This is a genomic window from Streptomyces sp. NPDC004647, from assembly GCF_040609575.1.
Classification (GTDB): Bacteria; Actinomycetota; Actinomycetes; order Streptomycetales; family Streptomycetaceae; genus Streptomyces.
Genome location: NZ_JBEXKU010000020.1, coordinates 1 through 24,843, shown reverse-complemented (window position 1 = coordinate 24,843; position 24,843 = coordinate 1). Strand labels below are relative to the sequence as shown.

20 protein-coding genes, 1 other RNA gene and 1 pseudogene are annotated in these 24,843 nt (G+C 71.4%); 12 read left to right on the top strand and 10 right to left on the bottom strand.

What is annotated here, in order from left to right:
* Positions 1-215: 215 nt before the first annotated feature.
* The gene (locus tag ABZW18_RS11555; protein ID WP_356185456.1) at positions 216-821 is read right to left on the bottom strand and encodes a TetR family transcriptional regulator; all 606 of its coding nucleotides are present in this window, start codon (positions 819-821) and stop codon (positions 216-218) included.
* Between the two features lie 284 nt (positions 822-1,105).
* On the opposite strand from ABZW18_RS11555, the gene ABZW18_RS11550 reads away from it, so the two are divergent.
* The 3 genes from ABZW18_RS11550 (at position 1,106) to ABZW18_RS11540 (ending at position 4,618) form a co-directional block, all read left to right on the top strand.
* Positions 1,106-2,491 carry a glycosyltransferase family 4 protein gene (locus tag ABZW18_RS11550; protein ID WP_356185453.1) on the top strand — a complete coding sequence of 462 codons (1,386 nt, stop codon included), beginning with the start codon at positions 1,106-1,108 and terminating at the stop codon, positions 2,489-2,491.
* A gap of 250 nt (positions 2,492-2,741) precedes the next feature.
* Positions 2,742-3,542: a methyltransferase domain-containing protein gene (locus ABZW18_RS11545; protein ID WP_356185450.1), complete on the top strand. Its 801-nt coding sequence runs from the start codon at positions 2,742-2,744 to the stop codon at positions 3,540-3,542.
* A complete protein-coding gene (locus ABZW18_RS11540) occupies positions 3,539-4,618 on the top strand; it encodes a prenyltransferase/squalene oxidase repeat-containing protein (protein WP_356185447.1) in 1,080 nt (359 codons plus the stop codon). The genes ABZW18_RS11545 and ABZW18_RS11540 overlap by 4 nt, the downstream gene beginning before the upstream one ends.
* Before the next feature lie 165 nt (positions 4,619-4,783).
* Here ABZW18_RS11540 and ABZW18_RS11535 read toward each other — a convergent pair whose 3' ends face one another.
* Complete coding sequence (locus tag ABZW18_RS11535) at positions 4,784-5,077, bottom strand: hypothetical protein (protein ID WP_356185444.1); 294 nt, start codon at positions 5,075-5,077, stop codon at positions 4,784-4,786.
* 539 nt (positions 5,078-5,616) lie between these two features.
* Between ABZW18_RS11535 and ABZW18_RS11530 the strand changes: the two genes are divergently transcribed.
* Entirely contained in the window at positions 5,617-6,744 is a 1,128-nt protein-coding gene (locus tag ABZW18_RS11530) for an NADH:flavin oxidoreductase (protein WP_356185441.1), read from the top strand.
* Here ABZW18_RS11530 and ABZW18_RS11525 read toward each other — a convergent pair.
* The 4 genes from ABZW18_RS11525 to ABZW18_RS11510 form a co-directional block, all read right to left on the bottom strand.
* The gene (locus tag ABZW18_RS11525) at positions 6,741-7,751 is read right to left on the bottom strand and encodes an LLM class F420-dependent oxidoreductase (protein ID WP_356185438.1); all 1,011 of its coding nucleotides are present in this window, start codon (positions 7,749-7,751) and stop codon (positions 6,741-6,743) included. The two genes, ABZW18_RS11530 and ABZW18_RS11525, sit on opposite strands and share 4 nt — an antisense overlap.
* A gap of 253 nt (positions 7,752-8,004) precedes the next feature.
* Complete coding sequence (locus ABZW18_RS11520; RefSeq protein WP_356185435.1) at positions 8,005-8,871, bottom strand: hypothetical protein; 867 nt, start codon at positions 8,869-8,871, stop codon at positions 8,005-8,007.
* 190 nt (positions 8,872-9,061) lie between these two features.
* The gene (locus ABZW18_RS11515) at positions 9,062-10,069 is read right to left on the bottom strand and encodes an N-acetylmuramoyl-L-alanine amidase (protein WP_356185432.1); all 1,008 of its coding nucleotides are present in this window, start codon (positions 10,067-10,069) and stop codon (positions 9,062-9,064) included.
* 23 nt (positions 10,070-10,092) lie between these two features.
* Positions 10,093-10,746, bottom strand: coding sequence for a class I SAM-dependent methyltransferase (locus ABZW18_RS11510; protein WP_356185429.1), 654 nt, complete (start codon positions 10,744-10,746; stop codon positions 10,093-10,095).
* Between the two features lie 354 nt (positions 10,747-11,100).
* Here ABZW18_RS11510 and ABZW18_RS11505 point away from each other — a divergent pair, with 354 nt between their 5' ends.
* The 4 genes from ABZW18_RS11505 (at position 11,101) to ABZW18_RS11490 (ending at position 15,493) form a co-directional block, all read left to right on the top strand.
* Positions 11,101-11,901, top strand: a complete 801-nt coding sequence (locus ABZW18_RS11505; RefSeq protein ID WP_356185620.1) for an SDR family oxidoreductase — start codon at positions 11,101-11,103, stop codon at positions 11,899-11,901.
* A gap of 497 nt (positions 11,902-12,398) precedes the next feature.
* A complete protein-coding gene (locus tag ABZW18_RS11500) occupies positions 12,399-13,271 on the top strand; it encodes a MaoC/PaaZ C-terminal domain-containing protein (RefSeq protein ID WP_356185427.1) in 873 nt (290 codons plus the stop codon).
* A gap of 156 nt (positions 13,272-13,427) precedes the next feature.
* Positions 13,428-14,513, top strand: a complete 1,086-nt coding sequence (locus ABZW18_RS11495; protein ID WP_356185425.1) for a Zn-dependent alcohol dehydrogenase — start codon at positions 13,428-13,430, stop codon at positions 14,511-14,513.
* Between the two features lie 11 nt (positions 14,514-14,524).
* Positions 14,525-15,493, top strand: a complete 969-nt coding sequence (locus ABZW18_RS11490; protein ID WP_356185423.1) for a 3-oxoacyl-ACP reductase — start codon at positions 14,525-14,527, stop codon at positions 15,491-15,493.
* A 1,568-nt stretch (positions 15,494-17,061) separates the two neighbouring features.
* On the opposite strand, the pseudogene ABZW18_RS11485 reads toward ABZW18_RS11490, so the two are convergent.
* Positions 17,062-18,069, bottom strand: a pseudogene (locus ABZW18_RS11485) (hypothetical protein); the annotation flags it as partial.
* A 308-nt stretch (positions 18,070-18,377) separates the two neighbouring features.
* Between ABZW18_RS11485 and ABZW18_RS11480 the strand changes: the two are divergent.
* From ABZW18_RS11480 to ABZW18_RS11470, 3 genes are read left to right on the top strand one after another with little or no spacing between them, the layout of a single operon-like run.
* A complete protein-coding gene (locus ABZW18_RS11480; RefSeq protein WP_356185420.1) occupies positions 18,378-19,328 on the top strand; it encodes a Nif3-like dinuclear metal center hexameric protein in 951 nt (316 codons plus the stop codon).
* Positions 19,325-20,068: a C4-type zinc ribbon domain-containing protein gene (locus tag ABZW18_RS11475; protein WP_356185617.1), complete on the top strand. Its 744-nt coding sequence runs from the start codon at positions 19,325-19,327 to the stop codon at positions 20,066-20,068. Before ABZW18_RS11480 ends, ABZW18_RS11475 begins: the two co-directional genes overlap by 4 nt.
* Before the next feature lie 5 nt (positions 20,069-20,073).
* Positions 20,074-21,291, top strand: coding sequence for a bifunctional RNase H/acid phosphatase (locus ABZW18_RS11470; RefSeq protein WP_356185417.1), 1,218 nt, complete (start codon positions 20,074-20,076; stop codon positions 21,289-21,291).
* A gap of 91 nt (positions 21,292-21,382) precedes the next feature.
* On the opposite strand, the gene eda is transcribed toward ABZW18_RS11470, so the two are convergent.
* The gene (gene eda, locus ABZW18_RS11465; RefSeq protein WP_356185414.1) at positions 21,383-22,027 is read right to left on the bottom strand and encodes a bifunctional 4-hydroxy-2-oxoglutarate aldolase/2-dehydro-3-deoxy-phosphogluconate aldolase; all 645 of its coding nucleotides are present in this window, start codon (positions 22,025-22,027) and stop codon (positions 21,383-21,385) included.
* Between the two features lie 256 nt (positions 22,028-22,283).
* The gene (gene yaaA / locus ABZW18_RS11460; RefSeq protein ID WP_356185411.1) at positions 22,284-23,084 is read right to left on the bottom strand and encodes a peroxide stress protein YaaA; all 801 of its coding nucleotides are present in this window, start codon (positions 23,082-23,084) and stop codon (positions 22,284-22,286) included.
* A gap of 285 nt (positions 23,085-23,369) precedes the next feature.
* On the opposite strand from yaaA, the gene rnpB reads away from it, so the two are divergent.
* Positions 23,370-23,772, top strand: an RNA gene (gene rnpB / locus ABZW18_RS11455) — RNase P RNA component class A.
* A 292-nt stretch (positions 23,773-24,064) separates the two neighbouring features.
* Here rnpB and ABZW18_RS11450 read toward each other — a convergent pair.
* Positions 24,065-24,580 (bottom strand): hypothetical protein, encoded by a 516-nt coding sequence (locus tag ABZW18_RS11450; protein WP_356185409.1) that lies wholly within the window; start codon positions 24,578-24,580, stop codon positions 24,065-24,067.
* Positions 24,581-24,843 lie beyond the last annotated feature (263 nt).

Sequence of the window (24,843 nt, the reverse complement as noted above, 5' to 3'; positions counted from 1 at the left end):
GTACCCGGATCACGGTGTCCCCCTTCCGCCCCACATCCGCCCCACACTCCGACGACACGCTCCCTTGCGTGTACGCCGTCAATTCATACAAGCGCGTACCTCGCCCTGTACGTGAGAATCGGCGATGAGGGGGGCGCAGGGTCGCACGGTTGACGATTCATGCGCCCGGCGCGCGGTTCAAGGTGGCGCACGCCCCCTTGGGTGCGCCGGTTGCGCTACCGGGGTGCCGTGACGTCGATCAGACGGCAGACCGTCTCGATGTCGATCTTCACTTGGGCGATCGACGCGCGGCCGGAGAGCCAGGTGATCAGGGCCGAGTGCCAGGTGTGCTCGATGACGCGGACGGCCGACAGCTGCTCGGGGGTGGGCGGTCCCTCCAGGGTCATGGCGTCCAGGATGATCGCGGTGGTCAGCCGGGAGACGGTGTCCACCTCGGGGCTCACCGAGCGGTCGGCGAAGGTCAGGGCGCGGACCATCGCGTCCGCGAGATGCGGCTCCCGCTGCATCGCGCGGAAGGCGCGCATCAGGGTCTGGGCGACCCGAGCCGAGGGCTCCTTCTCGGTCGGCGGGCGCTTGCGCAGCGTCTCGTGCATGTGCTGGAGCTGGTCCTGCATGGTGGCCACCAGCAGGTGCACCTTGGACGGGAAATAGCGGTAGAGCGTGCCGAGGGCGACGTTGGACTTTTCGGCCACCTCACGCATCTGCACGGCGTCGAACCCGCCCCGGCTCGCCAGCTGTGCGCTGGCATGCAGGATCCGGCGGCGGCGAGCCTCCTGACGCTCAGTCAGTGGCGGGGAGGACGGCTTGGATTCCGTAGTCATTTGTCCCCTTCCATGACATCCGTGACATCCGTGAACGTGTCGAAGGCTGTGGTGGGCGGGCCCCCGTCCCGACCTCCCCCGGCCTGCGGTTCGGGAGGCGGCAGGGAAAGATCCGGACAGCATGGCAGGGGCCGCGCCGTGGCGCGAATCACCTGTTCCGGCCGCTGCCGCGGACGCTACCTGCCGGTAGATTCGGCGGTCCTTGTCCATCCACTCTGAAACTTGTTCTAGATTAGCGTGAGCGGTTACGCTCCGGCTGAACTGCAGTGAGAAGGGGGCCGTGAGTGACCGCTGAGGCCATACAGGCAGCCTCGCCTCGCCCCCCGGCCGGGGTGTCCGCGGCCGACGGGGACCGCCCGCTGAGCATCGCGCTGCTCACGTACAAGGGCAACCCGTTCTGCGGCGGCCAGGGTGTGTACGTACGGCACCTGTCCCGCGAACTGGCCCGGCTCGGCCACACCGTGGAGGTCATCGGCGCCCAGCCGTACCCGGTTGTCGACCAGGGGTTCCACCTCCCCGAAGGGGCGCCGGGAGGCCGGGTCGGCCTCACCGAGCTGCCCAGCCTCGACCTCTACCGCCAGCCCGACCCCTTCCGCACCCCGCGGCCCGGTGAGTACCGGGACTGGATCGACGCCCTCGAAGTGGCGATGATGTGGACTGGCGGCTTCCCGGAGCCGCTCACCTTCAGCCTCCGCGCCCGACGCCATCTCGCCGCCCGCCGCGGCGCGTTCGATGTCGTCCATGACAACCAGACCCTCGGCTACGGCCTGCTGGGCCTGGAGCGCACCGGCTTCCCGCTGGTCACCACCATCCACCACCCGATCACCGTCGACCGGCAGCTGGATCTGGACGCCGCCACCGGCTGGCGGCGCCGTGCCTCCGTCCGCCGTTGGTACGGCTTCACGCGCATGCAGAAGCGCGTCGCCCGGCGGCTGCCGGCCGTCCTCACCGTGTCCGGCTCGTCGCGGCAGGAGATCGTCGACCACCTGGGCGTACGCCAGGACCGGGTGCATGTCGTGCACATCGGCGCGGACACCGGCCTGTTCTCCCCGGACCCGTCCGTCGCGGAGGTCCCCGGCCGGATCGTCACCACCTCCAGCGCCGATGTCCCGCTCAAGGGCCTCATCCACCTCGTCGAGGCGCTGGCGAAGCTCCGTACCGAGAATCCGCGGGCCCATCTGGTCGTCGTCGGCAAGCGCGCCGAGGACGGGCCGGTCGCCGCCGCGATCGAACGGTACGGCCTCGAAGGGGCCGTCGAGTTCGTCAAGGGCATCAGCGACCAGGAGCTGGTCGACCTCGTGCGCGGCGCCCAGATCGCCTGCGTGCCCTCGCTCTACGAAGGCTTCTCGCTGCCGGCCGCCGAGGCGATGGCCACCGGAACCCCGCTCGTCGCCACCACCGGCGGTGCCATCCCCGAGGTCGCGGGCAGCGACGGCGATACGTGTCTTGCCGTACCGCCCGGTGACGCCGGGGCGCTGGCCGCTGCCCTCGGCCGCCTTCTCGATCCGGACACCGGCTCCGAACTGCGGCGCAGACTCGGGGCCCGCGGGCGGGAGCGCGTGCTGCGCCGCTTCACCTGGGAGCAGGCCGCACGCGGTACGGCCGAGCACTACCGCGAGGCCATCGCCGCCCAGGCCGTACGGGCCCCCGGGCTCGTACGCACCGCCTGAAGCCGCGGCGATTCCGGAGCGCTGGAACCGCCGGAGGCCTGCACCACCCGAACCTGGACAGCCGGAAGCTTGAACCGTTTCAGCCCCGTACCGCCTGAACCGCCCGATCTCCGTACCGCCTACCGCCCTATCGTACGAGCGTCGAACACCCCGTCACAGCCCCACTTACGACCCCATTCCCCGCCCCACTCACCACTCCCGCCACCAGCCCCGCTCACCGCCACGACCCGCCGGACGAAAGCAGACGCCAGTGCTGACCGTCGACTTCACCCGCTTCCCACTCGCCCCGGGCGACCGTGTCCTGGACCTCGGCTGCGGGGCGGGCCGCCACGCGTTCGAGTGCTACCGGCGCGGAGCGCAGGTCGTCGCCCTCGACCGCAACGGCGAGGAGATCCGCGAGGTCGCCACGTGGTTCGCGGCCATGAAGGAAGCGGGCGAGGCCCCGGCGGGCGCCACCGCCACCGCGATGGAGGGCGACGCGCTCGCGCTGCCCTTCCCCGACGACAGCTTCGACGTCGTGATCATCTCCGAGGTCATGGAGCACATCCCGGACGACAAGGGCGTACTCGCCGAGATGGTCCGGGTCCTCAGGCCGGGCGGCCGGATCGCGGTGACCGTGCCGCGCTACGGGCCCGAAAAAGTCTGCTGGGCGCTGTCCGACGCCTACCACGAGGTCGAGGGCGGCCACATCCGCATCTACCGCGCCGACGAACTGCTGCGCAAAATGCGCGAAGCGGGCCTGCGCCCGTACGGCACGCACCACGCCCACGGGCTGCACTCGCCCTACTGGTGGCTCAAGTGCGCCTTCGGCGTCGACAACGACCAGGCGCTGCCGGTGAAGGCGTACCACAAGCTGCTGGTCTGGGACATCATGAAGAGGCCGCTGGCCACCCGGGTCGCCGAACGGGCGCTGAACCCGCTGATCGGCAAGAGCTTCGTGGCGTACGCGACCAAGCCGCACGCCCCTTCCCTCGACTCCCCGACCGAGCCCGGAGGGAACTCCACGGAGCTCTCCCGGTCCGCGGCGGGAGTACAGGCGGCCGCGGAATGACGAGCCCGGGCCGTACCGAACGTCTTGTCCTGCCCGGAGTCCTCACGGCCGGTCAGGCTGCCCGGACCGTGGCGGGCATCCTCGCCGTACAGCGGGAGGACGGTGCCATCCCGTGGTTCCGCGGGCACCACCTGGATCCGTGGGACCACGTCGAGGCCGCCATGGCGCTGGACGCGGCGGGCGAGCACGAGCGCGCCGAGGCCGCGTACCGCTGGCTGGCCCGGCACCAGAACTCGGACGGCTCCTGGTACGCGGCGTACCCCGACCGCCCGGCCGGAGTCGCCGCCGACGATCCCACCGACCGTGGCCGCGAGACCAACTTCGTCGCCTACATCGCCGTCGGCGCCTGGCACCACTACATCTCCACGGGCGACGACGCCTTCCTCGACCGGCTGTGGCCCACCGTCCACGCCGCAGTGGAATTCGTCCTGGCCCTGCAGCAGCCCGGCGGGCAGATCGGCTGGAAGCGCGAGGACGACGGAACGCCGGTCGCGGACGCTCTCCTCACCGGCTCGTCCTCCATCCACCAGGCGCTGCGCTGCGCCCTGGCCATCGCCGAGCAGCGCGCGGAACCGCAGCCCGGCTGGGAACTCGCGGCGGGCTGGCTCGGCCACGCGATCCGCCACCACCCGGAGCGGTTCCTCGACAAGGACCAATTCTCGATGGACTGGTACTACCCGGTTCTCGGCGGAGCGCTGACCGGCGCGGCGGCGAAGGAGCGGATCGAGTCCGGCTGGGACCGCTTCGTCGTCCCGGAACTGGGCGTGCGCTGCATCCTGCCGAACCCGTGGGTGACGGGCGGCGAGAGCGCCGAACTCGCGCTCGCTCTCTGGGCCATGGGCGAGTCCGACCGCGCGGTGCAGATCCTCAAGTGGATCCAGCATCTGCGTGCCGAGAACGGAATGTACTGGACGGGGTACGTCTTCGAGGACCGCGCGGTGTGGCCGGAGGAACTCACGTCCTGGACTGCCGCGTCGCTGCTGCTCGCCGTGGCCGCGCTCGGGGGGGACGAGGCGACCACGGCGGTCTTCGGCGGCGAGCGGCTGCCGTCGGGCCTGGATCCGGACTGCTGCTAGCTCACCGGTCGTCGGGCCGGCCGCGTAGTCGGGCCGCGTCGTCGGGCCCGGGGACGGGCCGGGCCACGTCGTCGGGCTGCCCGGGGGCGGGCGCGAGGGGCCCGGCTGCCGTAGCGGACTCCGGGCCGTGCGGCCGCAGTCCGTGGGGCGGGGAGGGGGAGCGGATCAGGCGCGGCGGATCCGCCCGGCCACGGCGTGGCCGATGAAGAGGTACACCACGGCCGGGAGACCGTAGTTGAGCAGGATCCGCAGCCAGTCGGTGTCCATGGTGAACAGGTCGTGCGACCAGCCCGCCAGCCAGCGGGCGGCGTCCTGGACGAAGTCCACCAGATCGTTCGACCGGTTGGCGTCGAGCCAGTACATGAGGATCCACAGGCCGAGGATCACGGCGGCGATGTCCGCGACGACGGCTATCACAGTGGCAGCGGTGTTGCTCCCTGAGCGTTGTCTTATGGGCATGCCAAGCGTCTTGCCCCATCCGCGCGGTGAAAACCTGCACCGGTTTCAACAGCCGTCCATGAGCTGCCTGTCGACACGGCTGACCCGGTGGGGCAGCTCAGAGACTCGGCACGCTCGCGACCGAAGTCCTGGCGAACCATACGGTGGACGAGCAGTACGCGTTCGCCCTTGTGCAGGCCGTGCAAGTCGAGGAGATGCGTGAGGCCGGGGCCGTGTACGGGGGGACCTGCTTCCCGGACGTGGACGGTCGTCCCAGCAACGCTTCGGTCGCTGTGTACCGTCTGCCTCTTCAAGGCGAGTCCGAGGATCACGAGAGATCGGAAATCCTCGGAGAGCACGGGTGTTCACCGCGCTGATGGCCCAGGCTGATGCTCTGTGCCCGGCTGCGGGAGCACTGACCGCCCCGGCTCTGGGCGCGTGTCCGGGATCACAGGGCGGCTCGCCGGACAAGCGGAATGCCGTGACCGGCGGGACGGTTGGCACCTACACGCATTCAATGCATGTGCACATACCGTCTGGTACCTACGAGGAGCACCCCCGTGACCATCACTGCGTCCTCCGCCTCCCGCGCGGTCGAGATCCTGTCCCGGCCCGTCGCGCTGAACGGCCTGACCGTCCCGAACCGCATCGTGATGGCGCCGATGACGCGCATGTTCTCCCCGGGCGGCGTCCCCGGTGATGACGTGCGGTCGTACTACGCCCGTCGCGCCGCCGCGGGTGTGGGCCTGATCGTCACCGAGGGGACCTACGTCGGCCACGAGTCGGCCGGGCAGAGTGACCGTGTGCCGCGGTTCCACGGTGAGGAGCAGCTGGCGGGGTGGGCGAAGGTCGCCGAGGTCGTTCACGCGGCGGGCGGCACGATCGTGCCGCAGCTGTGGCACATCGGCATGGTACGCAAGCAGGGCGACCCGCCCTACGCCGACGCCCCCGCCGTCGGCCCCTCCGGCATCCGCGTCGACGGCACCGAGGGCACCGGCAAGGCGATGACCCAGCGCGACCTGGAAGACGTCATCGGCGCCTTCGCCGAGGCCGCCGCGGCCGCCGAGCGCATCGGCTTCGACGGCGTCGAACTGCACGGCGCCCACGGCTACCTCCTCGACCAGTTCCTGTGGGCGGGGACGAACCGCCGTACCGACGCCTACGGCGGCGACCCCGTGGCCCGTATGAAGTTCGCGGCCGAGATCGTGGCCGCGGTCCGCGAGACCGTCTCGCCCGACTTCCCGGTGATCTTCCGCTACTCGCAGTGGAAGCAGGAGGCCTACGATGCGAGGCTCGCCGAGACCCCGGAGGAGCTGGAGGCGATCCTGACCCCGCTCGCCGCGGCCGGCGTCGACGCCTTCCACGCCTCCACCCGCCGCTACTGGCTCCCGGAGTTCGAGGGCTCGGACCTGAACCTGGCGGGCTGGACCAAGAAGCTCACCGGCAGGCCCACCATCACCGTCGGCTCGGTCGGGCTCGACGGCGATTTCATCCGCGGCTTCATGGGCGAGGGCGCCCCGGTCCAGGGCATCGACAACCTCCTCGACCGCCTCGAGCGCGACGAGTTCGACCTGGTCGCCGTCGGCCGCGCCCTGCTCCAGGACCCGGAGTGGGCGGCGAAGGTCCTGGGGGACCGGTTCGAGGAACTGAAGCCGTACGACGCGGCGGCGCTGAAGACGCTGAGCTAGGTGTTCAGCTCGGCCAGTGCGCGGAGTGTCCGGGGGTCGGGGGCGGTGATCAGCAGGTCGGTGACCGGGCCCTTGCGCCAGAGGTCCAGCCGTTCCGCGATCCGTTCCCGTGGCCCGACGAGGGAGATCTCGTCCGCGAAGGCGTCCGGCACCGCCTCGGTCGCCTCCGCGCGCCGCCCCTCCAGGAACAGCTCCTGGACGCGGCGCGCTGCGGACTCGAAGCCCATACGGGCCATCAGGTCGGCGTGGAAGTTACGGGCGGCGTGGCCCATGCCGCCGATGTAGAAGCCGAGCATCGCCTTTACCGGCAGCAGCCCCTCCGATATGTCGTCGCACACCTGCGCACGGGCCATCGGCGCCACCATGAAGTTCTTGGGCGCGTCCACCAGGGAGGCTTGGTAGACGCCCGTGCGCAGCGGGGACCAGTAGAGGGGGATCCATCCGTCCGCGATACGCGACGTCTGCGCGATGTTCTTCGGGCCTTCCGCGCCCAGGAGAATCGGCAGGTCGGGGCGGAGGGGATGGGTGATCGGTCTGAGGGGCTTGCCGAGTCCGGTGCCGTCCGGGCCGGCGTAGGGGTGGGGGTGGAAGCGCCCGTCCAGCTCCACCGGGCCCTCTCGGCGCAGCACTTGGCGGATGACGTCCACGTACTCGCGGGTCGCGGTGAGCGGGCTCTTCGGAAACGGCCGCCCGTACCACCCCTCGACCACCTGCGGCCCGGACAGCCCCAGACCGAGCATCATCCGCCCACCGGAGAGGTGGTCGAGGGTCAGGGCGTGCATCGCGGTGGCGGTGGGCGTACGAGCGGCCATCTGCGCGACTGCGGTGCCGAGTTTGATGCGTGAGGTGCGGGCGGCAATCCAGGTGAGGGGCGTGAAGGCGTCGGAGCCCCAGGCTTCGGCCGTCCAGGCGGAGTCGTAGCCGAGTCGCTCCGCCTCGACGGCGAGTTCGAGGTGGGCGGGGTCGGGGCGGCGCCCCCAGTAGCCGAGTGCGAGGCCGAGCCGCATGCCGAACCCTCCCGGTCGGAGACGTAGGGGAACTTACAGCTGGTGAGTGACCTGACGTCCTGTCAGTTTGCTGTCCGTACGGGGACTCTACGGTCACGGCGCCGACCGGACAACGCCCCCAAGGGCCCGGAACCGGAGGAAAGACAACGGCCTCCCGCCCACGAGGGGCGGGAGGCCGTGCGGTACTGCTGGGCCCATCAGGCGCGAGATCAGGCGCCGCGCGATCAGGCGCGAGGCCGGACGGGCCCGGGGTTCAGCCGCGCTGGATGCCGGTGGTGTCCTGGAGGACGCCGCGGCGGCCGTCCTGGGTCTGCGCAATGAGCGCCGGGCCGCGCTGCTCGACCGCCAGGTACCACGTGCCGGGAGCCAACTCGGCGATCGGCGACGGCGAACCGTCCTCGGAGTACAGCGGCCGCGCGATGGGCACCGCGAACCAGAAGGGCGCGAAGTCGCCGCCACCGGCGGGGCCGGGCTGGCCGCCCTGCGGACCGGCTGCGGGACCGGGCTGCCCCGGCTGCTGGCCGCCGCCGTAGGGCTGCTGACCACCGGGGTTGCCGTAGCCCTGGTGACCGGGCTGCGGCGCACCGTACGGGGACGGGGCGCCCTGCTGGCCCGGGTAGCCGTAGCCCGGGTTCGGGCCCGCGCCGTAGGGGGACGGAGCCTGCGGGCGCGGGGCGCCCATCAGCGGGGCCTTCAGGGCGGGCACGCGTTCGGGCAGGATCGCGCCAGCGGTCAGGGCGAGAGTGGCGAGCAGCGCGAGGATGGAGCCGATGCCGAGGCTCGCGTTTTCGGGCACCACGATCAGGCCCCACAGGGCGGCCCAGACGGAGGTCACCGCAAGCCCGGTGCCCCACTGGTCCAGTGAAATGCCGTTGATCTTGCGCCCTTCGGGCTGGAAACGCGCCGTGGCGATCAGTGCTGCGCTGATCAGGCCGGTCAAAATGATCGTCGGCAGGACCAGGAACAGCTTGTCGATCTCCCACGCGTTCGGCAGTTCGAGGCTGTCGCAGGCGGCGCCGCTGCAGTCCACTGAGTAGTAGTCGAGGAACGAGGCGATGAACAGCAACACCGCTGCTCCGATCACCACGCCGTCGCCTCGAGTGAGGGAGCGGATGTTCACGTAAAGTCCTTAGTCGGTCTCGTCGGTGTCGCTGTCGCCGGTACGCGGAAGGCATGGGCGCGGGGGTGGCCCCCCATCGTACGGATGAATCTATCGGTCGGTCCTTGGGGGTACGTGCCGGGTCGCGGAGCTCTCCGATTTCCGTGCTTCCCGACGATTCCCCGTCGAATTCCCGCTGAGCGGGTGGTTTCTACCCCTTTAGGAAGCTCTGAATGCCGTCCGCGAGCCCCTGGGCCGCGCGCTGCCGCCACTTCCCGTTCGTCAACCGGTCGGCGTCCTCCCGGTCCCGCATGTTGCCGCACTCGATGAACACCTTGGGGACGGTTGAGAGGTTGAGCCCGCCGAGGTCGGAGCGGACGTCCAAGCCGGTGCTGTCGCCGATGTAGTTGGAGGGCTCGCTGCCCGTCTCGCGGACGAAGTTCCCGGCGATCCGCTCGCCGAGCTCCCGGGACGGGCCGACGATCTCTGCGGTGTCGGCGGCGCCCCCCTTCACCTTCGAGGGGAGGATGACATGGAAGCCCTGGTTGCCGGACGCCGAACCGTCCGCGTGGATGGAGACGACGGCATCGGCCTTCGCCTTGTTCCCGATCCGCGCGCGCTCGTCGATGCACGGGCCGTAGGGGCGGTCGTCGTCCTGGGTGAACTTCACCGTCGCTCCCTCCTTTTCGAGCAGGGTGCGGAGGCGCCGCGAGACGTCGAGGGTGAAAGCGGCCTCGGTGTAGCCGTCGTTGGTCGACGTGCCGGTGGTGTCGCACTCCTTGCGGTTCGTTCCGATGTCCACCTGGCGGGCGATCTCGCTGGTGTGATCGCGGTTGCCGGGGTTGTGCCCCGGGTCGACCACGACGACCTTGCCGGAGAGAGGGCCGCTGCGGTGATGGGTGCCGCTGCCGCCGTCCCCGTCTCCGCTGTTTCCTCCGTCGCCCTTGCCGTCCGGTTTCCCGTCTCCGTGATCGGAGGATTCGGAGCCACCGGGCGCGCCGGGGTTCTCCGGCTGTCCGGTCTTCCCGTCCGGCGAACGGCTCGAGGACTGGCCCGCCGGCAGCGGCGACGGCGCCTTCGCGCTCTCGTCCTCCGTCCCGCCGATCGCCTGCCAGATCAGCCATCCGGAGAAGCAAATCGGGATGAGTGCGGCAAAAGCGATGAGGAGGGCGCGGCCGCTGGGGCGGCGCGGAGTGGGGGGAGGGCAGCCGTTCGACACGTTGCCGATGCTAGCGGGGCCGCTCAGATGCCCGGGGCGGTACGCCGCAGGACATGGAGGGAGCGGGTCGCGGAGACTTCGGTGAACGCGCCGGACTCCAGCGCGCGGCGGTAGATGCGGTACGGCGCCTGGCCGCCGTCGGCCGGGTCCGCGAACACATCGTGGATGAGGAGGAGGCCGTCGGGCGCGACGTGCGGGGCCCAGCCCTCGTAGTCGGCGGCGGCGTGCTCGTCGGTGTGGCCGCCGTCGATGAAGACGAGCCCGAGCCGCTTGCCCCAGAGGGCGGCGGCCTGCGGGGACCTGCCGACGACCGCGACCACGTGTTCCTCCAGGCCCGCGCGGTGGAGGGTGCGGCGGAAGGTGGGCAGGGTGTCCATCCGGCCGACCTCGGGGTCCACGACGTCCCTGTCGTGGTACTCCCACCCCGGCTGCTGCTCCTCGGATCCGCGGTGGTGGTCGACGGTGACGGCGACGGTGCCCGCCTCGCGGGCGGCTGCGGCGATGAGGATGGTGGAGCGGCCGCAGTACGTACCGACCTCGAGGAGCGGGAGGCCGAGCAGGGCCGCCTCGGTGGCCGCGGCGTAGAGCGCGAGCCCCTCGTCGGCCGGCATGAAGCCCTTGGCCGCTTCGAACGCCGCGAGTACGTCGGGGTGGGGCTTGATGCTCGCCTGCGTCATCGGGGGCTTCCTCCTGGTCTCGCGGTCCGGCGGCTCGTACGGCCGTCGTCGGCCTCACGGGTGCGGCCTCATGCGTGTGACCTCATGCGTGCTGCCTCACCTGCGGCCTCATGGATGCGGCCGCATGCGTGCTGCCTCATGGGTGCGGCTCCGGTCGCCCATGCTGCCGGATCGGTCGCGGCGGGTTGCGGGTGGGGCGCCGTACGGACGCGGGCCCGGCGGGCTCATAGGCTGGAAGAGCCCGGAACCCTCGCAAGGAGAGGAATGCGCGCCATGGCATCGCCCGCCTCGGAAAGCACACCGGAAACCGCCCCGGCGGGAGCCGTCGCCGCCCCACTCCCCGAGCCGGACCTGATGGAGCCCGAGCCGGAGCCGGAGCCCGTTGTCCCCGACTTCCCGGAGAGCGGCCGCCGCGTCCTGGTCACCGGCGCCGCGCGCGGGCTGGGGCGCGCCGTGGCCCATGCCTTCGCCGCCAATGGCGATCATGTCGCCGTGCATTACGGCGCCAGCCGCGACAAGGCCGAGGCCACCGTCGCGGGCCTTCCGGGTACGGGGCACGCGCTGGTGAGCGGCGACCTGGCCGACCCGGAGCAGGCGGCGTTGTTCGTGGAAGCGGCGGCGGGCGCGCTCAGCGGTATCGACGTGCTGGTCAACAATGCCGCCATCATGATCCCGCACCCGCCGGCCGCCACCCCCTTCGCCGAGTGGTCGGCCCTCTGGCAGCGGCACGCGGCCGTCAATCTGGTGGGCACGGCGAACGTGAGCCATGCCGCCGCCCAACGGATGATCGCCCAGCGCACGGGCGGCCGTATCGTCAACGTCGGCTCGCGCGGCGCCTTCCGCGGTGAGCCCGACCACCCCGCGTACGCCGCCACGAAGGCCGGAGTGCACGCCCTGGGCCAGTCCCTGGCCGTCGCCCTCGCCCGGTACGGCATCACCGTCGCTTCCGTCGCGCCGGGCTTCATCGAGACCGACCGGGTGGCCCACCGGCTGACCGGCCCGGAGGGCGAGGAGATCCGCGCACAGAGCCCGTTCGGACGTGTCGCCGGTACCGACGAGATCGCGGCGGCGGTGCTGTGGCTCGCGTCGCCCCAGGCACAGTGGAGCTCGGGGGCGGTACTCGACCTCAATGGCGCGTCGTATCTGCGGACCTGAGCACCTGGCGGCAGCGACCACGGCAGCGGCAGCGGCGGCGGGGGTAGCGGCAGAGACAGCGGCGCCGGCAGCAGCAGTGGCAGAGACAGCGGCGGCGGCAGCGGACGGCGACCACGGCGGCGGGGCAGCGACAGCGGTGGCGACGGCCTCCCGCTTGTGTCCGCCGCACCGGGCCATGCCGTACACGCACAAAGGTCACGACACCCAAACCTGACGCACCGTCAGCACTCTTCCCAACGGATGAGGGGTGCGTTATATATGGGTGCCATCGGCTAGAACGCGTTCTAGGGCCCGTTTCGCAAGGAGCGCCGGTCTGCCCCCGAGGCAGGCAGGCGGGACATGCGCAACAGGCACTCAACGGGCACGAGGTCGCCGAACGGCGCCGGCGCGCCTTCCGGCCGACCGGATACGACCCCGGTGCGGCCGACGGTGCGGACGGCCGTGCCGGGGTCTCCCGTACCGCACCGCACCCACCGTGGCGAAGGAGCAGCACCCCGATGCCCATCGACGTCGGACAGGCCCTCTCGGCCGAGCCCAGCAAGACGGACCTCGCCTGGAACCACAAGGACATCCAGCTCTACCACCTCGGCGTCGGGGCGGGTTCGGATCCCGACAAGCACAGCCCGGCCACCGACCCCGACGAGCTCCGCTACACCCTGGAGAACGGACTGCACGTCCTGCCCAGCTTCGCGACCGTCGCCGGAGGCGCCCTTGCCGCGGCCGGCGGGCTCTCCTCGCCCGGCATCGACGTCGACCTCGCCGCCGTCCTGCATGGCGGCCAGCACATCGAACTGCACCGGCCCATCCCGGTGAACGGCACCGCCGTCCAGACCTCCCGGATCGCGGCCGTTTACGACAAGGGGAAGGCCGCCGTCATCGTGCTGCGCTCTGCCGCGGCCGACGAGGACGGGCCGCTGTGGACCAGCGACACGAAGATCTTTGTACGCGGCGAGGGCGGTTTCGGCGGTGAGCGCGGCCCCTCCGACCGCCTCGAGCTCCCGGACCGCGAGCCGGACCGGACCGTCCAGCGCCCCATCCGCGAGGATCAGGCGCTGCTCTACCGGCTCTCCGGCGACTGGAACCCGCTGCACGCCGACCCGGAGTTCGCCAAGCTCGCCGGCTTCGACAGGCCGATCCTGCACGGCCTGTGCTCGTACGGCATCACGCTCAAGGCCGTCGTGGACACGGCGCTGGACGGCGACGTGTCCCGCGTCCGCGCGTACACGACCCGCTTCGCCGGGGTCGTCTATCCGGGCGAGACGCTGCGCATCCGGATGTGGCAGGAGGAGCAGCGCATCCAGGTGTCGGTGACCGCTGTGGACCGGGACGACGCGCCGGTCCTCGCCGACACCGTGGTCGAACACTCCTGACCCGAAGCCGGTCAGCAGCGCCGCGACAGGACTCGACAGGCGACAGGACTCGACAGGCGACGTCGGCAACGCACCAGACGCATCAGCAGGAGGCATCGGCAGCGCCTCGACAGGAGAACTCGGCAACGCCTCAACAGGAACGGAAGGGAGCACACCGTGCGCGCAGCCGTACTGCACGAGATAGGCCAGGACAAGCTCGACGTCCTCGACGACGTCGAGACGGTGGGGTTCGGCCCGGGGAAGGTCAAGCTGCGTATCCGGGCCACCGGGCTGTGCCACTCCGATGTGTCCGCGATGAACGGCGTGCTGCCCCAGCCGGCCCCCTTCGTCCCCGGCCACGAGGGTGCGGGCGAGGTCATCGACGTCGGTGACGGGGTCACGAGCGTCCAGCAGGGCGACCGCGTTTTGGTCTGCTGGCTGCCCGCCTGCGGCGCGTGCCCGTCCTGCAAGCGCGGCCAGGGCCACCTCTGCCTGGCCGGCTTCCTGAACGCCGGCACCCCCAACTTCAAGCGCCCCGGCGGCAGTCCCGAGGACGTATTCGGCTTCGCCGGCACCGGTACGTTCGCCGAGGAGGTCGTCGTCGGCGCCGGGGCCGCCGTGCCGATCCCGGACGACGTCCCGTACGACATCGCGGCCCTCATCGGCTGCGGGGTCACCACCGGGCTCGGCGCCGCGCTCAACACCGCCGAGGTGGAGGCCGGTTCTTCCGTCGCCGTGCTCGGCTGCGGCGGCGTCGGCATCAGCACCATCCAGGGCGCGCGGGCGTCCGGAGCGGCGCAGATCGTCGCCGTCGACCCGGTCGCGGCACGCCGCGAGGCCGCGCTGCGGTTCGGCGCCACGGAGGCCGTGTCGCCGGAGGAACTGGCCGACGCCAAAGCCCGTATCACCGGCGGCGAGGGCTTCGACTACGTCTTCGAGGTCGTCGGCAAGTCCGCCACCGCCCGCACGGCGTACGAGACCACGCGCCGCGGGGGCACCCTCTGCGTCGTCGGCGCGGGCGCCATGGACGACCTCTTCCACGTCAATATGTTCGAGCTGTTCTTCGACGAAAAACGGATCCTGCCGTCGCTGTACGGGGGCGGCGACGTGCTCCGGTCGTACGAGCGGGCCATTGCCCTGTGGCGGGCGGGCCGTATCGACCTCGAAGGGCTCATCACGCACCGGATCCAGCTCGCCGAGATCAACGACGCGCTCGATCAGATGCGCACCGGCGAGGCGCTGCGCACCTGCGTCGAGATCTGAGGGAGCGGGTCATGGCTGGGCAGGGGCTGCCGCTCTCGGGCAGGGCTGCGATCGTCACCGGCGCGGGGCGCGGTCTCGGCCGCGCAGAGGCGCTCGAACTGGCACGGCTGGGAGCCGATGTCGTGGTCAACGACTTCGGACAGCCGGGGCGGGACGGATCGGGCGAGGCATCGGCCGCGCCCGCCGAGGAGGTCGTCGCGGAGATCCGGGCCGCGGGCGGCCAGGCCGTGGCCCACCTCGGCGACGTCGCCGACTTTGAACAGGCCCGCGCGCTGGTCCGACTGGCCGTCGACACCTACGGATCGCTCGACATCCTGGTCAACAACGCGGGCATTCTGCGCGACCGGATGGTGTTCTCGATGACCGAGGACGAGTGGGACTCGGTGATCCGCGTCCATCTGAAGGGCCACTTCAACACCACGCACTTCGCGGCCGCGTACTGGCGTGAACGGTCCAAGGCGGCGGGCGGACCGGTCTACGGGCGGATCGTCAACACCTCCTCTGAGGCGTTCCTCGCCGGGTCGGCGGGCCAGCCCAACTACGCGGCCGCCAAGGGCGGGATCGTCGGGCTGACCACCTCGACGGCGCTCGGCTTGAGCAAGTACGGAGTGACGGCCAACGCCATCTGCCCCCGTGCCCGGACGCGGATGACCGCGGACGTCTTCGCGGGCATTCCGGCAACGGGAGCGGGCGAAGTGCCGGGGGACGGCGGAATCGACGCGCTCGCCCCCGAGCACGTCTCGCCGCTCGTCGGCTATCTCGCCTCACCGTCCGCCGCGAAGGTCAACGGCCAGGTGTTCGTCGTGCACGGCGGGATGGTCGCGATCGTCGAACGCCCCAGGGTGGCAGCCAAGTTCGACACGGCGAAGGAGGTCTTCAGCCACGGTGAACTGGACGAGCTGCTGACTCCGTACTACGCGGAACGCCGACCGGACGAGACCTTCGCGGCGGCGGAAATCCTCGGCCTCAAACGGGGTTGACCGTCGGCGTCGGGAAGCGGCGCCGCGAGATCGGCGCCGGAAGGCCTGGGCGGTGCCGGCCACCGCACCCGTATTCATATCCGTACCCGTACCCGTACCCGTACCCGTACCGGTACGGAAAAGGCCGGGGCCGGAAGCTCGTGATCTCGATCTCGCTTCCGGCCCCGGCCATTTCAGCGCTGCTCCGGCTCAGGACCCCTGGTCCTGAGCCGGCCTGCGGTGACGGCCGTGGGCCGAGGACTGGGCGTCCTCGGACGCGGCCGGGCCCCGGTGCCTGCCCGCGCTCGCTGAGGCCTGGGCAGCAGCTCCCTGTGGGCGCGCCTGGTTCGTGTCGGTCCGTGTCTCGGACATCTGGGAATCCACCCCGTCGAATCGCTCTCTGCTGTGCGCATGGGGTCATTGCAACGCGCACCAGCACCAACCGGCTCTCCACGAGTGACCGTTGAGTACCGGTCGGTGCCCGACCGGTACGGTTGCGTAGCCCCCGCCTCAGTCTAACCAGGATGATGATCGTGCAGCTACCGGGTTCGTGCGGTCGGCGGGGCGTGCGGTTACTGGTTTCCGGCCATAGGCGCCTGCTGCAAGGGGACGGGCCGCAGGGGCAGGGTGCCGGACGGGTCCTTGCCTGCCGAATACCCGTCGGGCTGGTGCATTTCGGGCGAGCTGTCGTCGGGCTGGTTGCTGTCGGCCGGAGCAGCGGCGGCGGCCGTGTCCGACTCCGGGGCGGTCCACGCCGTGGTCGTCAGGGCCACGGCGCGTCCTTCGAACGGAGCGGGCCACACCTCCGGCGCAGTTCCGCGCCCCCTTCCGGGCGAAGCCTCCGGCGCCGATACGGGCGCACGTCGCGCCCCCGACCCCGACCTCGCCCCCGACCTCGCCTTCGGCGCGGGGCCCGGCACGGGGCCCGGCGCAGGGCCCGGCGCAGGGCCTGGCGCGGGCACCCGCACGGGCTCCGGTGGCATCTGTAGCGGCCGCCGAGCAGGCACCCGCACGGGCCCCTGCGCGGATACCTGCACGGGTCCCCGCGCCGGCGCCCGCACCGGACGCGGCGCAGGCAGCTGTACGGGTCCCCGCGCCGACACACGTACGAACCTGGGTGCAGACACACGCGCAGGCCCCGCTTCGGCCCCGGTCGCCACCCCCGGTTCTCGTTCCGGCGCAGGACCTGCTTCCGCGCTGGCTCCCGGCTCGCGTTCCGGCGCAGGCTCCGCCCGGGTCCACACACCCGGTTGGCGTTCCCGCGCAGGCACGGGCCCCGACTCGGCCGGGGCGCCCGCCCCCTGTTGGCGTTCCGGCGCAGGACCTGCTTCCGCCCCGGCTCCGGGTTCGCGTTCCGGCGCAAGCGGCGCAGCGTCCGCCCGGCTTCCCACAGCCCGTCCGGGTGCTTGCGCAGGCCCAGGCGTTGACTCCTCCCGACTGCCCGCCCCCGGTCCGGGTTCCCGCGCAGGCGCCGCTTCCGCCGGGCGCCCAGCCCCCGGCTCGCGTTCCGACGCAGAGCCCGGCCTCGCTCCTCCCGCTCCTGCTCCTGCTCCCACTCCCGGAACGGGGACTGCCGCTGCCCCCGGCCGGGGCTCGGGCGGTGTCATCCGTGCCAGCCCGCACGGCACCTCCGCCGTCGCGTACGGCAGCCGCAACTCGCCCTCGCGTGTCCACAGCCCCGCCCCCGCCAGCCAGCCTTCCGGTGCTGCGAGCTGCCTCAACTGCCGCCCCGACGGATGCCATACGCCCACCCAGCTGCCGGCCGCCCCGTCGATCCGCAGCGCCACCGCACAGCTCTCCGGCATCAGCACCTGCCCCGGCTGAATGGCGAAGGGCGTCACCGCCGCGTCCGCGAGCCGCAGCGCCTCCGGGAAGCGGATGGGCCGGGTACCGCCGAGCACGCCCCAGCCCAGCCGGTCGTGACCGGCCGCGTCGGAACGTACGAGCAGCAGCCCGCTGTCCGGATCGGCCATCAGCAGACGGTCGTTGCTCTTCTCGGTGATCTGCAGCAGCGGGCTCGTCTCGCCGCCCCGCTCCAGGTCCACGGTGACGGCTTTCACCAGCCCGTCCACCTCCTGGTCGAGGGCCAGTATCCGGCCCGTACGGTCCAGCCAGGCACCGCCCGTGCACCGGCCGGTCAGCTCGGCGACCCGCTCCGGGCCGAAGGCGCCCCCGTGCACCAGCCACAGGGCGGTGGTACGGGGGCCGGGCACGAGGGCGTACGCGGTGGAGCCGTCGGGCGAGGGCGGCAGCAGCGTCAGCCGCTCGCACTCGACCTCGCCGAGCGGCAGTTCACCGGTGCCGCGACCGGTCGGGTAGAGCAGCGCGAGGCCGTACCGGTCGGCCACGCGGCGCCGGATCAGCACGCGCCCGTCGGCGAGCGGCAGCAGTTGGCTGTCCGGCTCCTCGGGCTGGTTGCCGGGCAGCGGTACGGCGTACGGCTCCGGGCCTTCCAGCGTCCAGCGCTCCGGGAACCAGTTCCCGGTCTCCGCACCCGCCGCGAGCCGCGCAGCGTACGAACCGTCCGCCGCGATCGTCAGCGCTGCCGGTCTCACGGTGCCGCAGTCCGCGGCGGTCTCGATGGCACAGGCCGTCATCGGGGGTCACCTCCGCCGACCGAAGGTAATTTCGCATGTCGAGCCGGACAACGACAGCGGCAGCTGCTTCACACAGACGGGTGGCTGTGCGGCGATTCAACTGAGGGGCCGGGGCCGGTTGTGCCTCCTGCGACGGAGCCGCTCAAAGTGACGAGCTCTCCAAGATCGCGCCGACCGTGTTCTCCATCCGTCCCGTCTTGTGAAGTAGGGAGGGGGACGGGGAGACAAGCGGGGGAGTCACCCGGCGAAGTCACCTGGCGAAGGAGCGGCAGTGCTGCCGGGCACGGCTGGGAGGTAACCTCTGACCCGTGCCCGCTCTGTCTGAAGTCATCGCCGCCCTCGACGCCCTCTGGCCGCCGGAGCGGGCCGAGGAGTGGGACGCTGTCGGCACTGTCTGCGGGGACCCGGACGCCGATGTCACCCGCGTCCTGTTCGCCGTCGACCCTGTCCAGGAGGTCGCCGAGGAGGCCGTGCAGCTCGGCGCCGACCTGCTCGTCACCCACCATCCGCTCTATCTGCGCGGTACGACGACGGTCGCGGCGTCCACCTTCAAGGGCCGCGTCGTGCACCTGCTCATCAAGAACGACATCGGTCTGCATGTCGCGCACACCAACGCGGACCGCGCCGACCCCGGTGTCTCCGACGCCCTCGCCGGTGCCCTGGACCTGCGTGTCACCGGCCCGCTCGTGCCGGACCCGACCGACCCCGGCGGCCGCCGCGGCCTCGGACGGATCTGCGAGCTCGACGAGCCGCTGACTCTGGAGGCGTTCGCCGAGCGGGCCGCCGCCAGGCTGCCCGCGACCGCGCAGGGTATCCGTATCGCGGGTGACCCGGCCCGTACGGTCCGTACGGTCGCGGTCTGCGGCGGCTCCGGCGACAGCCTGTTCGAGGACGTACGGCGGGCGGGCGTGGACGTCTACCTGACAGCCGATCTCCGCCACCACCCGGCGTCCGAGGCACAGCAGCAGGCTGCGGCGTCGCCCGAGGGCGGGCCCGCGCTGCTGGACGCGGCACACTGGGCCACCGAGTGGCCCTGGATCGAGCAGGCCGCCGCCCAACTCGACGAAATCTCCGACCGGAACGGCTGGAACCTCCGCACCCACATCTCCCGTACGGTCACCGACCCCTGGACCGCCCACGCGTCCCACCCTCCCCTCGCCTCCGGCATGGGGAACCCCACCGTCGCCGCCCTTCCGACGAGCGCTTCGAGCGCCCCTCCGGACGCCGCCCACACCCACACCCCAGGAGCCCCAAGCTGAACGCCGCGCCCGCCGACCAGATCCGACTGCTCGACGTCCAGGGCCTCGACCTCCGCCTCTCGCAGCTCGCGCACAAGCGCAGGAGCCTCCCGGAGCACACGGAGATCGACACCCAGAACGCCGACCTCGTGCAGCTGCGCGACCTGCTGGTCGCCGCCCAGACCGAGGAGAGCGACACCGCCCGTGAGCAGACGAAGGCGGAGCAGGACGTGGACCAGGTGCGCCAGCGCGCCGCCCGCGACCAGCAGCGACTCGACTCCGGAGCGGTGACCTCACCGAAGGACCTGGAGAACCTCCAGCACGAGATCGCCTCCCTCGCCAAGCGGCAGGGCGCCCTGGAGGACGTCGTCCTCGAGGTGATGGAGCGCCGCGAGTCGGCCCAGGACCGGGCCCGTGAGCTGACCGGGCGGGTGGAGTCCGTACAGGCCAAGGTCTCCGACGCGGTGGCGCGGCGGGACGCGGCCCAGGTGGAGATCGACGCGGAGATCGCGAGGGCCACCAAGGAGCGCGAGGTCCTGGCCGCCTCCGTCCCGGCCGACCTGCTCAAGCTCTACGAGAAGCTGCGCTCGCAGCAGGGCGGCGTGGGAGCGGCCCGGCTCTTCCAGCGGCGCTGCGAGGGCTGCCGTCTGGAGCTCAATATCACCGAGGTCAACGAGGTGCGGGCGGCGGCGCCGGACGAGGTCCTGCGGTGCGAGAACTGCCGCCGCATTCTGGTCCGTACGCCCGAGTCGGGGCTGTAAGCCCGATGAGTCGACGCTTCATCGTGGAGGCGGACGGCGGCTCCCGGGGTAACCCGGGGCCCGCGGGCTACGGCGCCGTCGTCCTCGACGCGACGACGGGTGAACCGCTCGCCGAGGTCGCGGAGCACATCGGGACGGCGACGAACAATGTCGCCGAGTACCGCGGCCTGATCGCCGGCCTGCGGGCCGCCCACGCCCTCGACCCCGAGGCCACGGTCCGGGTCCGGATGGACTCCAAACTCGTCGTCGAGCAGATGAGCGGCCGCTGGAAGATCAAGCACCCGGACATGCGCCCTCTGGCTGCCGAGGCGAAGACGATCCTCCCGCCGGACCAGGTCACGTACGAGTGGATCCCGCGCGAGAAGAACAAGCACGCGGACCGGCTCGCGAACGAGGCGATGGACGCGGGCAAGCGGGGCGAGAAGTGGCAGGCGTCGCGGTCGACGGCGGCACTGGACAGCCCCGCTTCCGCGGCACTGGACAGTTCCGTTTCCGCGGCACCGGACAGTCCGTCCTTGGCACCGGACAGTCCCGCTTTCGCCCCAGAGCCGCTCGCTGAGGAGAAAGCCGCCCCCGGCTGGGGCGCCTCCGCGGATCTGGGCGCGCCCACCACCTTCGTACTGCTCCGCCACGGGGAGACCGCGCTCACCCCGCAGAAGCGCTTCTCCGGCAGCGGCGGTTCCGACCCGGAGCTCTCGCCCGCGGGCCGCCGCCAGGCCGAACAGATCGCCGCGGCACTCGCCGCCCGCGGCACGATCCAGGCGATCGTCAGCTCGCCGCTGCGCCGCTGCCGTGAGACGGCGGACGCGGTGGCCGCGCGGCTCGGACTCGAGGTCCGCATCGACGAAGGGCTGCGGGAGGCCGATTTCGGGGCGTGGGAGGGACTGACGTTCGCCGAGGTACGGGACCGCTATCCGGCCGACCTGGACGCCTGGTTGGCCTCGACGAAGGCCGTGCCGACAGGCGGTGGGGAGAGCTTCACGCAGGTGGCCCGCCGGGTCGCGCTCTCCCGCGACAAGCTCCTCGCGCGCTACGCGGGCCGTACGGTGCTGCTGGTCACCCATGTCACGCCGATCAAGACGCTCGTCCGACTGGCCCTGGGCGCGCCGCCGGAATCCCTGTTCCGGATGGAACTCTCGGCGGCGTCGATCTCCGCTGTGGCGTACTACGCGGACGGCAACGCGTCGTTGAGGCTGCTGAACGATACGAGCCACCTGCGGTGAGCACCGGCTGACGACGGCTCGGTGCCGGCTCGGGGCGGGGTCTGCCGGACTGCCGTGCGCGTCAGGCGTCAGGGCTCAGGCGCTGTGGCGCTCAGGGCTCAGGGCTCAGGCGGCGACCGGGTTCCAGCGAAGCGGCCTCGCGGGCCAGTCGCTCGACCCGGGCCCAGTCCTTGGCCCGCAGCGCGTCCGGCCGCAGCATCCACGTACCGCCGACGCAGCCGACATTCGGCAGGGCCAGGTAGGACTGCGCCGAGTCCGCGCTGATCCCGCCGGTCGGGCAGAAGCGGGCCCGGGGGAGCGGTGAGGAGAGCGACTTCACATACGCCGTCCCACCGGCCGCCTCCGCAGGGAAGAACTTCATCTCCGTGATCCCGCGCTCCAGCAGGGCGACGACCTCGGAGGTGGTCGAGACCCCCGGCAGGAACGGCACTCCCGACGCCTGCATCGCGTCGAGCAGCCGGTCCGTACAGCCGGGGCTGACCAGAAAGCGGGAACCGGCGGTGAGTGCTGTGCCGACATCCTCGGGGGAGATCACCGTGCCCGCGCCGACGACGGCGCCCGGCACCTCGTCGGCGATCGCCCGGATCGCGGCCGGGGCGGCGGGCGTCCGCAGGGTGACCTCGATCGCGGGCAGTCCGCCTGCCACCAGCGCGCGGGCGAGAGGTACGGCGTCGGCGGCGTCGTCCAGGACCACGATGGGGATGACGGGAGCGAGGCCGAGCACGGAGAACGTCATGCGGGTCATCCTGCTTGCAGGCAGCGCGATGCGCAACGAGTGTTGCATCATGCGCAACCTCGTCATGTCAGTGTGGAGATAGCGGCGATAGCAACGACAGCGCAGCGGCGCAACACGACAGCGCAACACGACAGCGCGACGCACAGCGACCGCAGCGGCGGAGCGCAACACCGGCAAGTCCGGCGGCAGCGTGCGACATCAGCGATAGCTGCCCCGAGCCCCTGCCCCGAGCCCCTGCCCCGAGCCCCCGCGACTGTCAGTGAATCTCGCTGACCACCACATCGAGCTGCCACGCCTTACCGGCCTTCGCGGGGGCCTCCGCCTCCACCGCGTACCCGAGCTCTCGCAGCAGTTCCACCAGCTCCGCCGGCCCCTTCGGCTCGGCGCCCGCCACCAGCAGGTCGCGGACCAGCCGTCCTTTCGTGGCCTTGTTGAAGTGGCTGACCACCGACCGCTTCTCCACCCCGTTCACGATCTGCGAGTGCAGCACGCGCACCGTCGCCGTACGCCCGGCGACCTCGCCCTTCGGCCTCCATGCGGTCGCGTACGCCGAGGACCGCAGATCCAGTACGAGCCGGTCGCCGGCGGCCTCGGGCATGACCTCAGCCATCGGCGTACGCCAGTACGCCCCGAGGGCGCCCAGCGCGGGCAGCTTCACCGCCATCGAGCAGCGGTACGAGGGAATCCGGTCGCCGATCCGAACGGCACCCCACAGCCCTGAGAAGACCAGCAGCGTGCGCTGGGCCCGCTTGCGTCCGGCGGCGTCGAGGGAGGCGAGGTCCAGGGCGTCGTACAGCACGCCGGTGTAGATCTCCCCGGCGGGCCGGGCTGCCGCGGTCCGGAGCGCCGCGTTCTTGGCCACCTCGCCGCGAAGCCCCTCGCTCAGCCCGAGTACGGTCCGCGCCTTCTCCTCATCGGCCGTGCACAGCGAGACCAGCTCCTCGAGCACGGTGGCCCGCGCCGGGCCCAGCCCCTGCAGCGACAGTCCTTCAGGCCTCAGCGGCGCCCCGGAACCGCCGACGGCCTTTCCTTCGGACGGCGGCAACAGCACGAGCACGGTGGATCTCCTTCTTTCCTTCGGACGGCGGCAACAGCACGAGCACGGTGGATCTCCTTCGCAAGACGGGACGGGGGCGCGAGCCCGCGCCGCAGCCTAATGGCCCACGGTCTGTCCCCATGACCCCCGGCCTGTCCCCATGGCCCGGCCTGTCTCCCTGACTACGGCCTGCGCCCGGTGGTACGCCACGGCCGTCGAGTTCTCCGCCCGTTTCTCTTCCGCGCTCGGACTGCCGGTTCGTACGAGCACGCCCAAACCGGCGGGTAGCATGGTCATCACGGCAGACGAGCCGAGCGGGCGGCCGCGTCGGGATCTTCGGATCCCGCCGAGGAACGTCCGGGCTCCACAGAGCAAGGTGGTGGGTAACGCCCACCCGGGGTGACCCGCGGGACAGTGCCACAGAAAACAGACCGCCGGGGGCTTCGGCCCTCGGTAAGGGTGAAACGGTGGTGTAAGAGACCACCAGCGTCCGAGGTGACTCGGACGGCTCGGTAAACCCCACCTGGAGCAAGGTCAAGAGGGGCCGTCGGAAGAAGGCCCTGCGCGGACGATCGAGGGCTGCTCGCCCGAGTCCGCGGGTAGACCGCACGAGACCGGCGGCAACGCCGGCCCTAGATGGATGGCCGCCTCCCACCGGGCCGCGAGGTCCGGCGGAGACAGAACCCGGCGTACAGCTCGGTCTCGTCTGCCTCACCGCTCCGGCCCCGGTCGGAGCGGTGTTCTGCTCCGGCCCGCACCAGCGGGGTCGAATCGGGGCGTTCGCGCCGTAGCCGGTATCTGCGACCAGCACCGCGGGCCGCAGCCGACGCAACTCCTGGACCGTCTCGAAGTCCGACAGTCTGTGCAGCGACTGCAACATGACCGCCGAGGCCAAGACCTGCGGCGGCATACTCGGCTGCTCGCTTGAACCACGACAACGAGTCCGGCCCCGTCGCAGGCGCGGCGAGGCCGGAACCCAACATCTTCATCAGTCTTCCAGGTCAGGGCAGCGTCCAGATCTGGGTTGTAACGACGTAGAAGACAACGCCCCAGAACACGGTCACCGCGGCGACGATGCCGAGGCCGACGAGGTTGGTCTTCGCCGCCGGTTCGTCCGGTGACGGCCGCAACCACCGCTTGAGCAAACGGTTCACGTAGTAGGGCATCGTGAGGAAGCTCATGACGAAGCTCGAAAGCAGGTTGCCCACGAGCAGCCCGAGCCAGAGCGGCATCTGCAGCGGCGACAGGGCGAGCGTCAGCAGCACAACGGTCGGGTACAAGCCAACCCAGACCGCGATGGAGGTTTTGGTTTCCGAGGGTGGCGGCGCTTCCTTGCCGTTCTCTTCGAAGGCGAACCAACTGCCGAACGAGTTGTCGATCTTGCTCAGTTTGAAATCGTTGAACTTCTCGCCTTCAGCGAGAACTTCCTGCCGCTCGGTCGACGCCAGCCAGGCATCGAGGTGCTCGGCGTTGTCGTATCGGTACAGCGGGGTCTGGTAACTCGTCAGCAGGATCAAAGGACCGCGGTTCCTCCGGTCAAGGGCCCGTTCAAAGCCTTGCGGACGAACTGCTGGCCGTGGTCGAGCAGCAAGTTCACCGGCAAGCCGGCCATCCCGTCGACGACGTCGACAGCCGTCGAAACGGATGAGAGAACGCGTCTTACGGTGTCCGTGAGGGCCTGGGTCAGGTGCGGACGTAGGCCGCGAGGTGCTCGCCGGTGAGGGTGGAGCGGGTGGCGACGAGGTCGGCGGGGGTGCCCTCGAAGACGATCCGGCCGCCG

What these genes read in the sequence shown, in the direction of transcription:
- ABZW18_RS11525 (WP_356185438.1), bottom strand. Translation starts at nt 7,751, where the DNA reads ATGCGGCTCGGCCTCGCACTCGGCTACTGGGGGCGCCGCCCCGACCCC.
- ABZW18_RS11510 (WP_356185429.1), bottom strand. Translation starts at nt 10,746, where the DNA reads ATGACGCAGGCGAGCATCAAGCCCCACCCCGACGTACTCGCGGCGTTC.
- ABZW18_RS11540 (WP_356185447.1), top strand. Translation starts at nt 3,539, where the DNA reads ATGACGAGCCCGGGCCGTACCGAACGTCTTGTCCTGCCCGGAGTCCTC.
- ABZW18_RS11555 (WP_356185456.1), bottom strand. Translation starts at nt 821, where the DNA reads ATGACTACGGAATCCAAGCCGTCCTCCCCGCCACTGACTGAGCGTCAG.
- ABZW18_RS11505 (WP_356185620.1), top strand. Translation starts at nt 11,101, where the DNA reads ATGGAGCCCGAGCCGGAGCCGGAGCCCGTTGTCCCCGACTTCCCGGAG.
- eda (WP_356185414.1), bottom strand. Translation starts at nt 22,027, where the DNA reads ATGACGTTCTCCGTGCTCGGCCTCGCTCCCGTCATCCCCATCGTGGTC.
- ABZW18_RS11535 (WP_356185444.1), bottom strand. Translation starts at nt 5,077, where the DNA reads ATGCCCATAAGACAACGCTCAGGGAGCAACACCGCTGCCACTGTGATA.
- ABZW18_RS11490 (WP_356185423.1), top strand. Translation starts at nt 14,525, where the DNA reads ATGGCTGGGCAGGGGCTGCCGCTCTCGGGCAGGGCTGCGATCGTCACC.
- ABZW18_RS11470 (WP_356185417.1), top strand. Translation starts at nt 20,074, where the DNA reads ATGAGTCGACGCTTCATCGTGGAGGCGGACGGCGGCTCCCGGGGTAAC.
- ABZW18_RS11500 (WP_356185427.1), top strand. Translation starts at nt 12,399, where the DNA reads ATGCCCATCGACGTCGGACAGGCCCTCTCGGCCGAGCCCAGCAAGACG.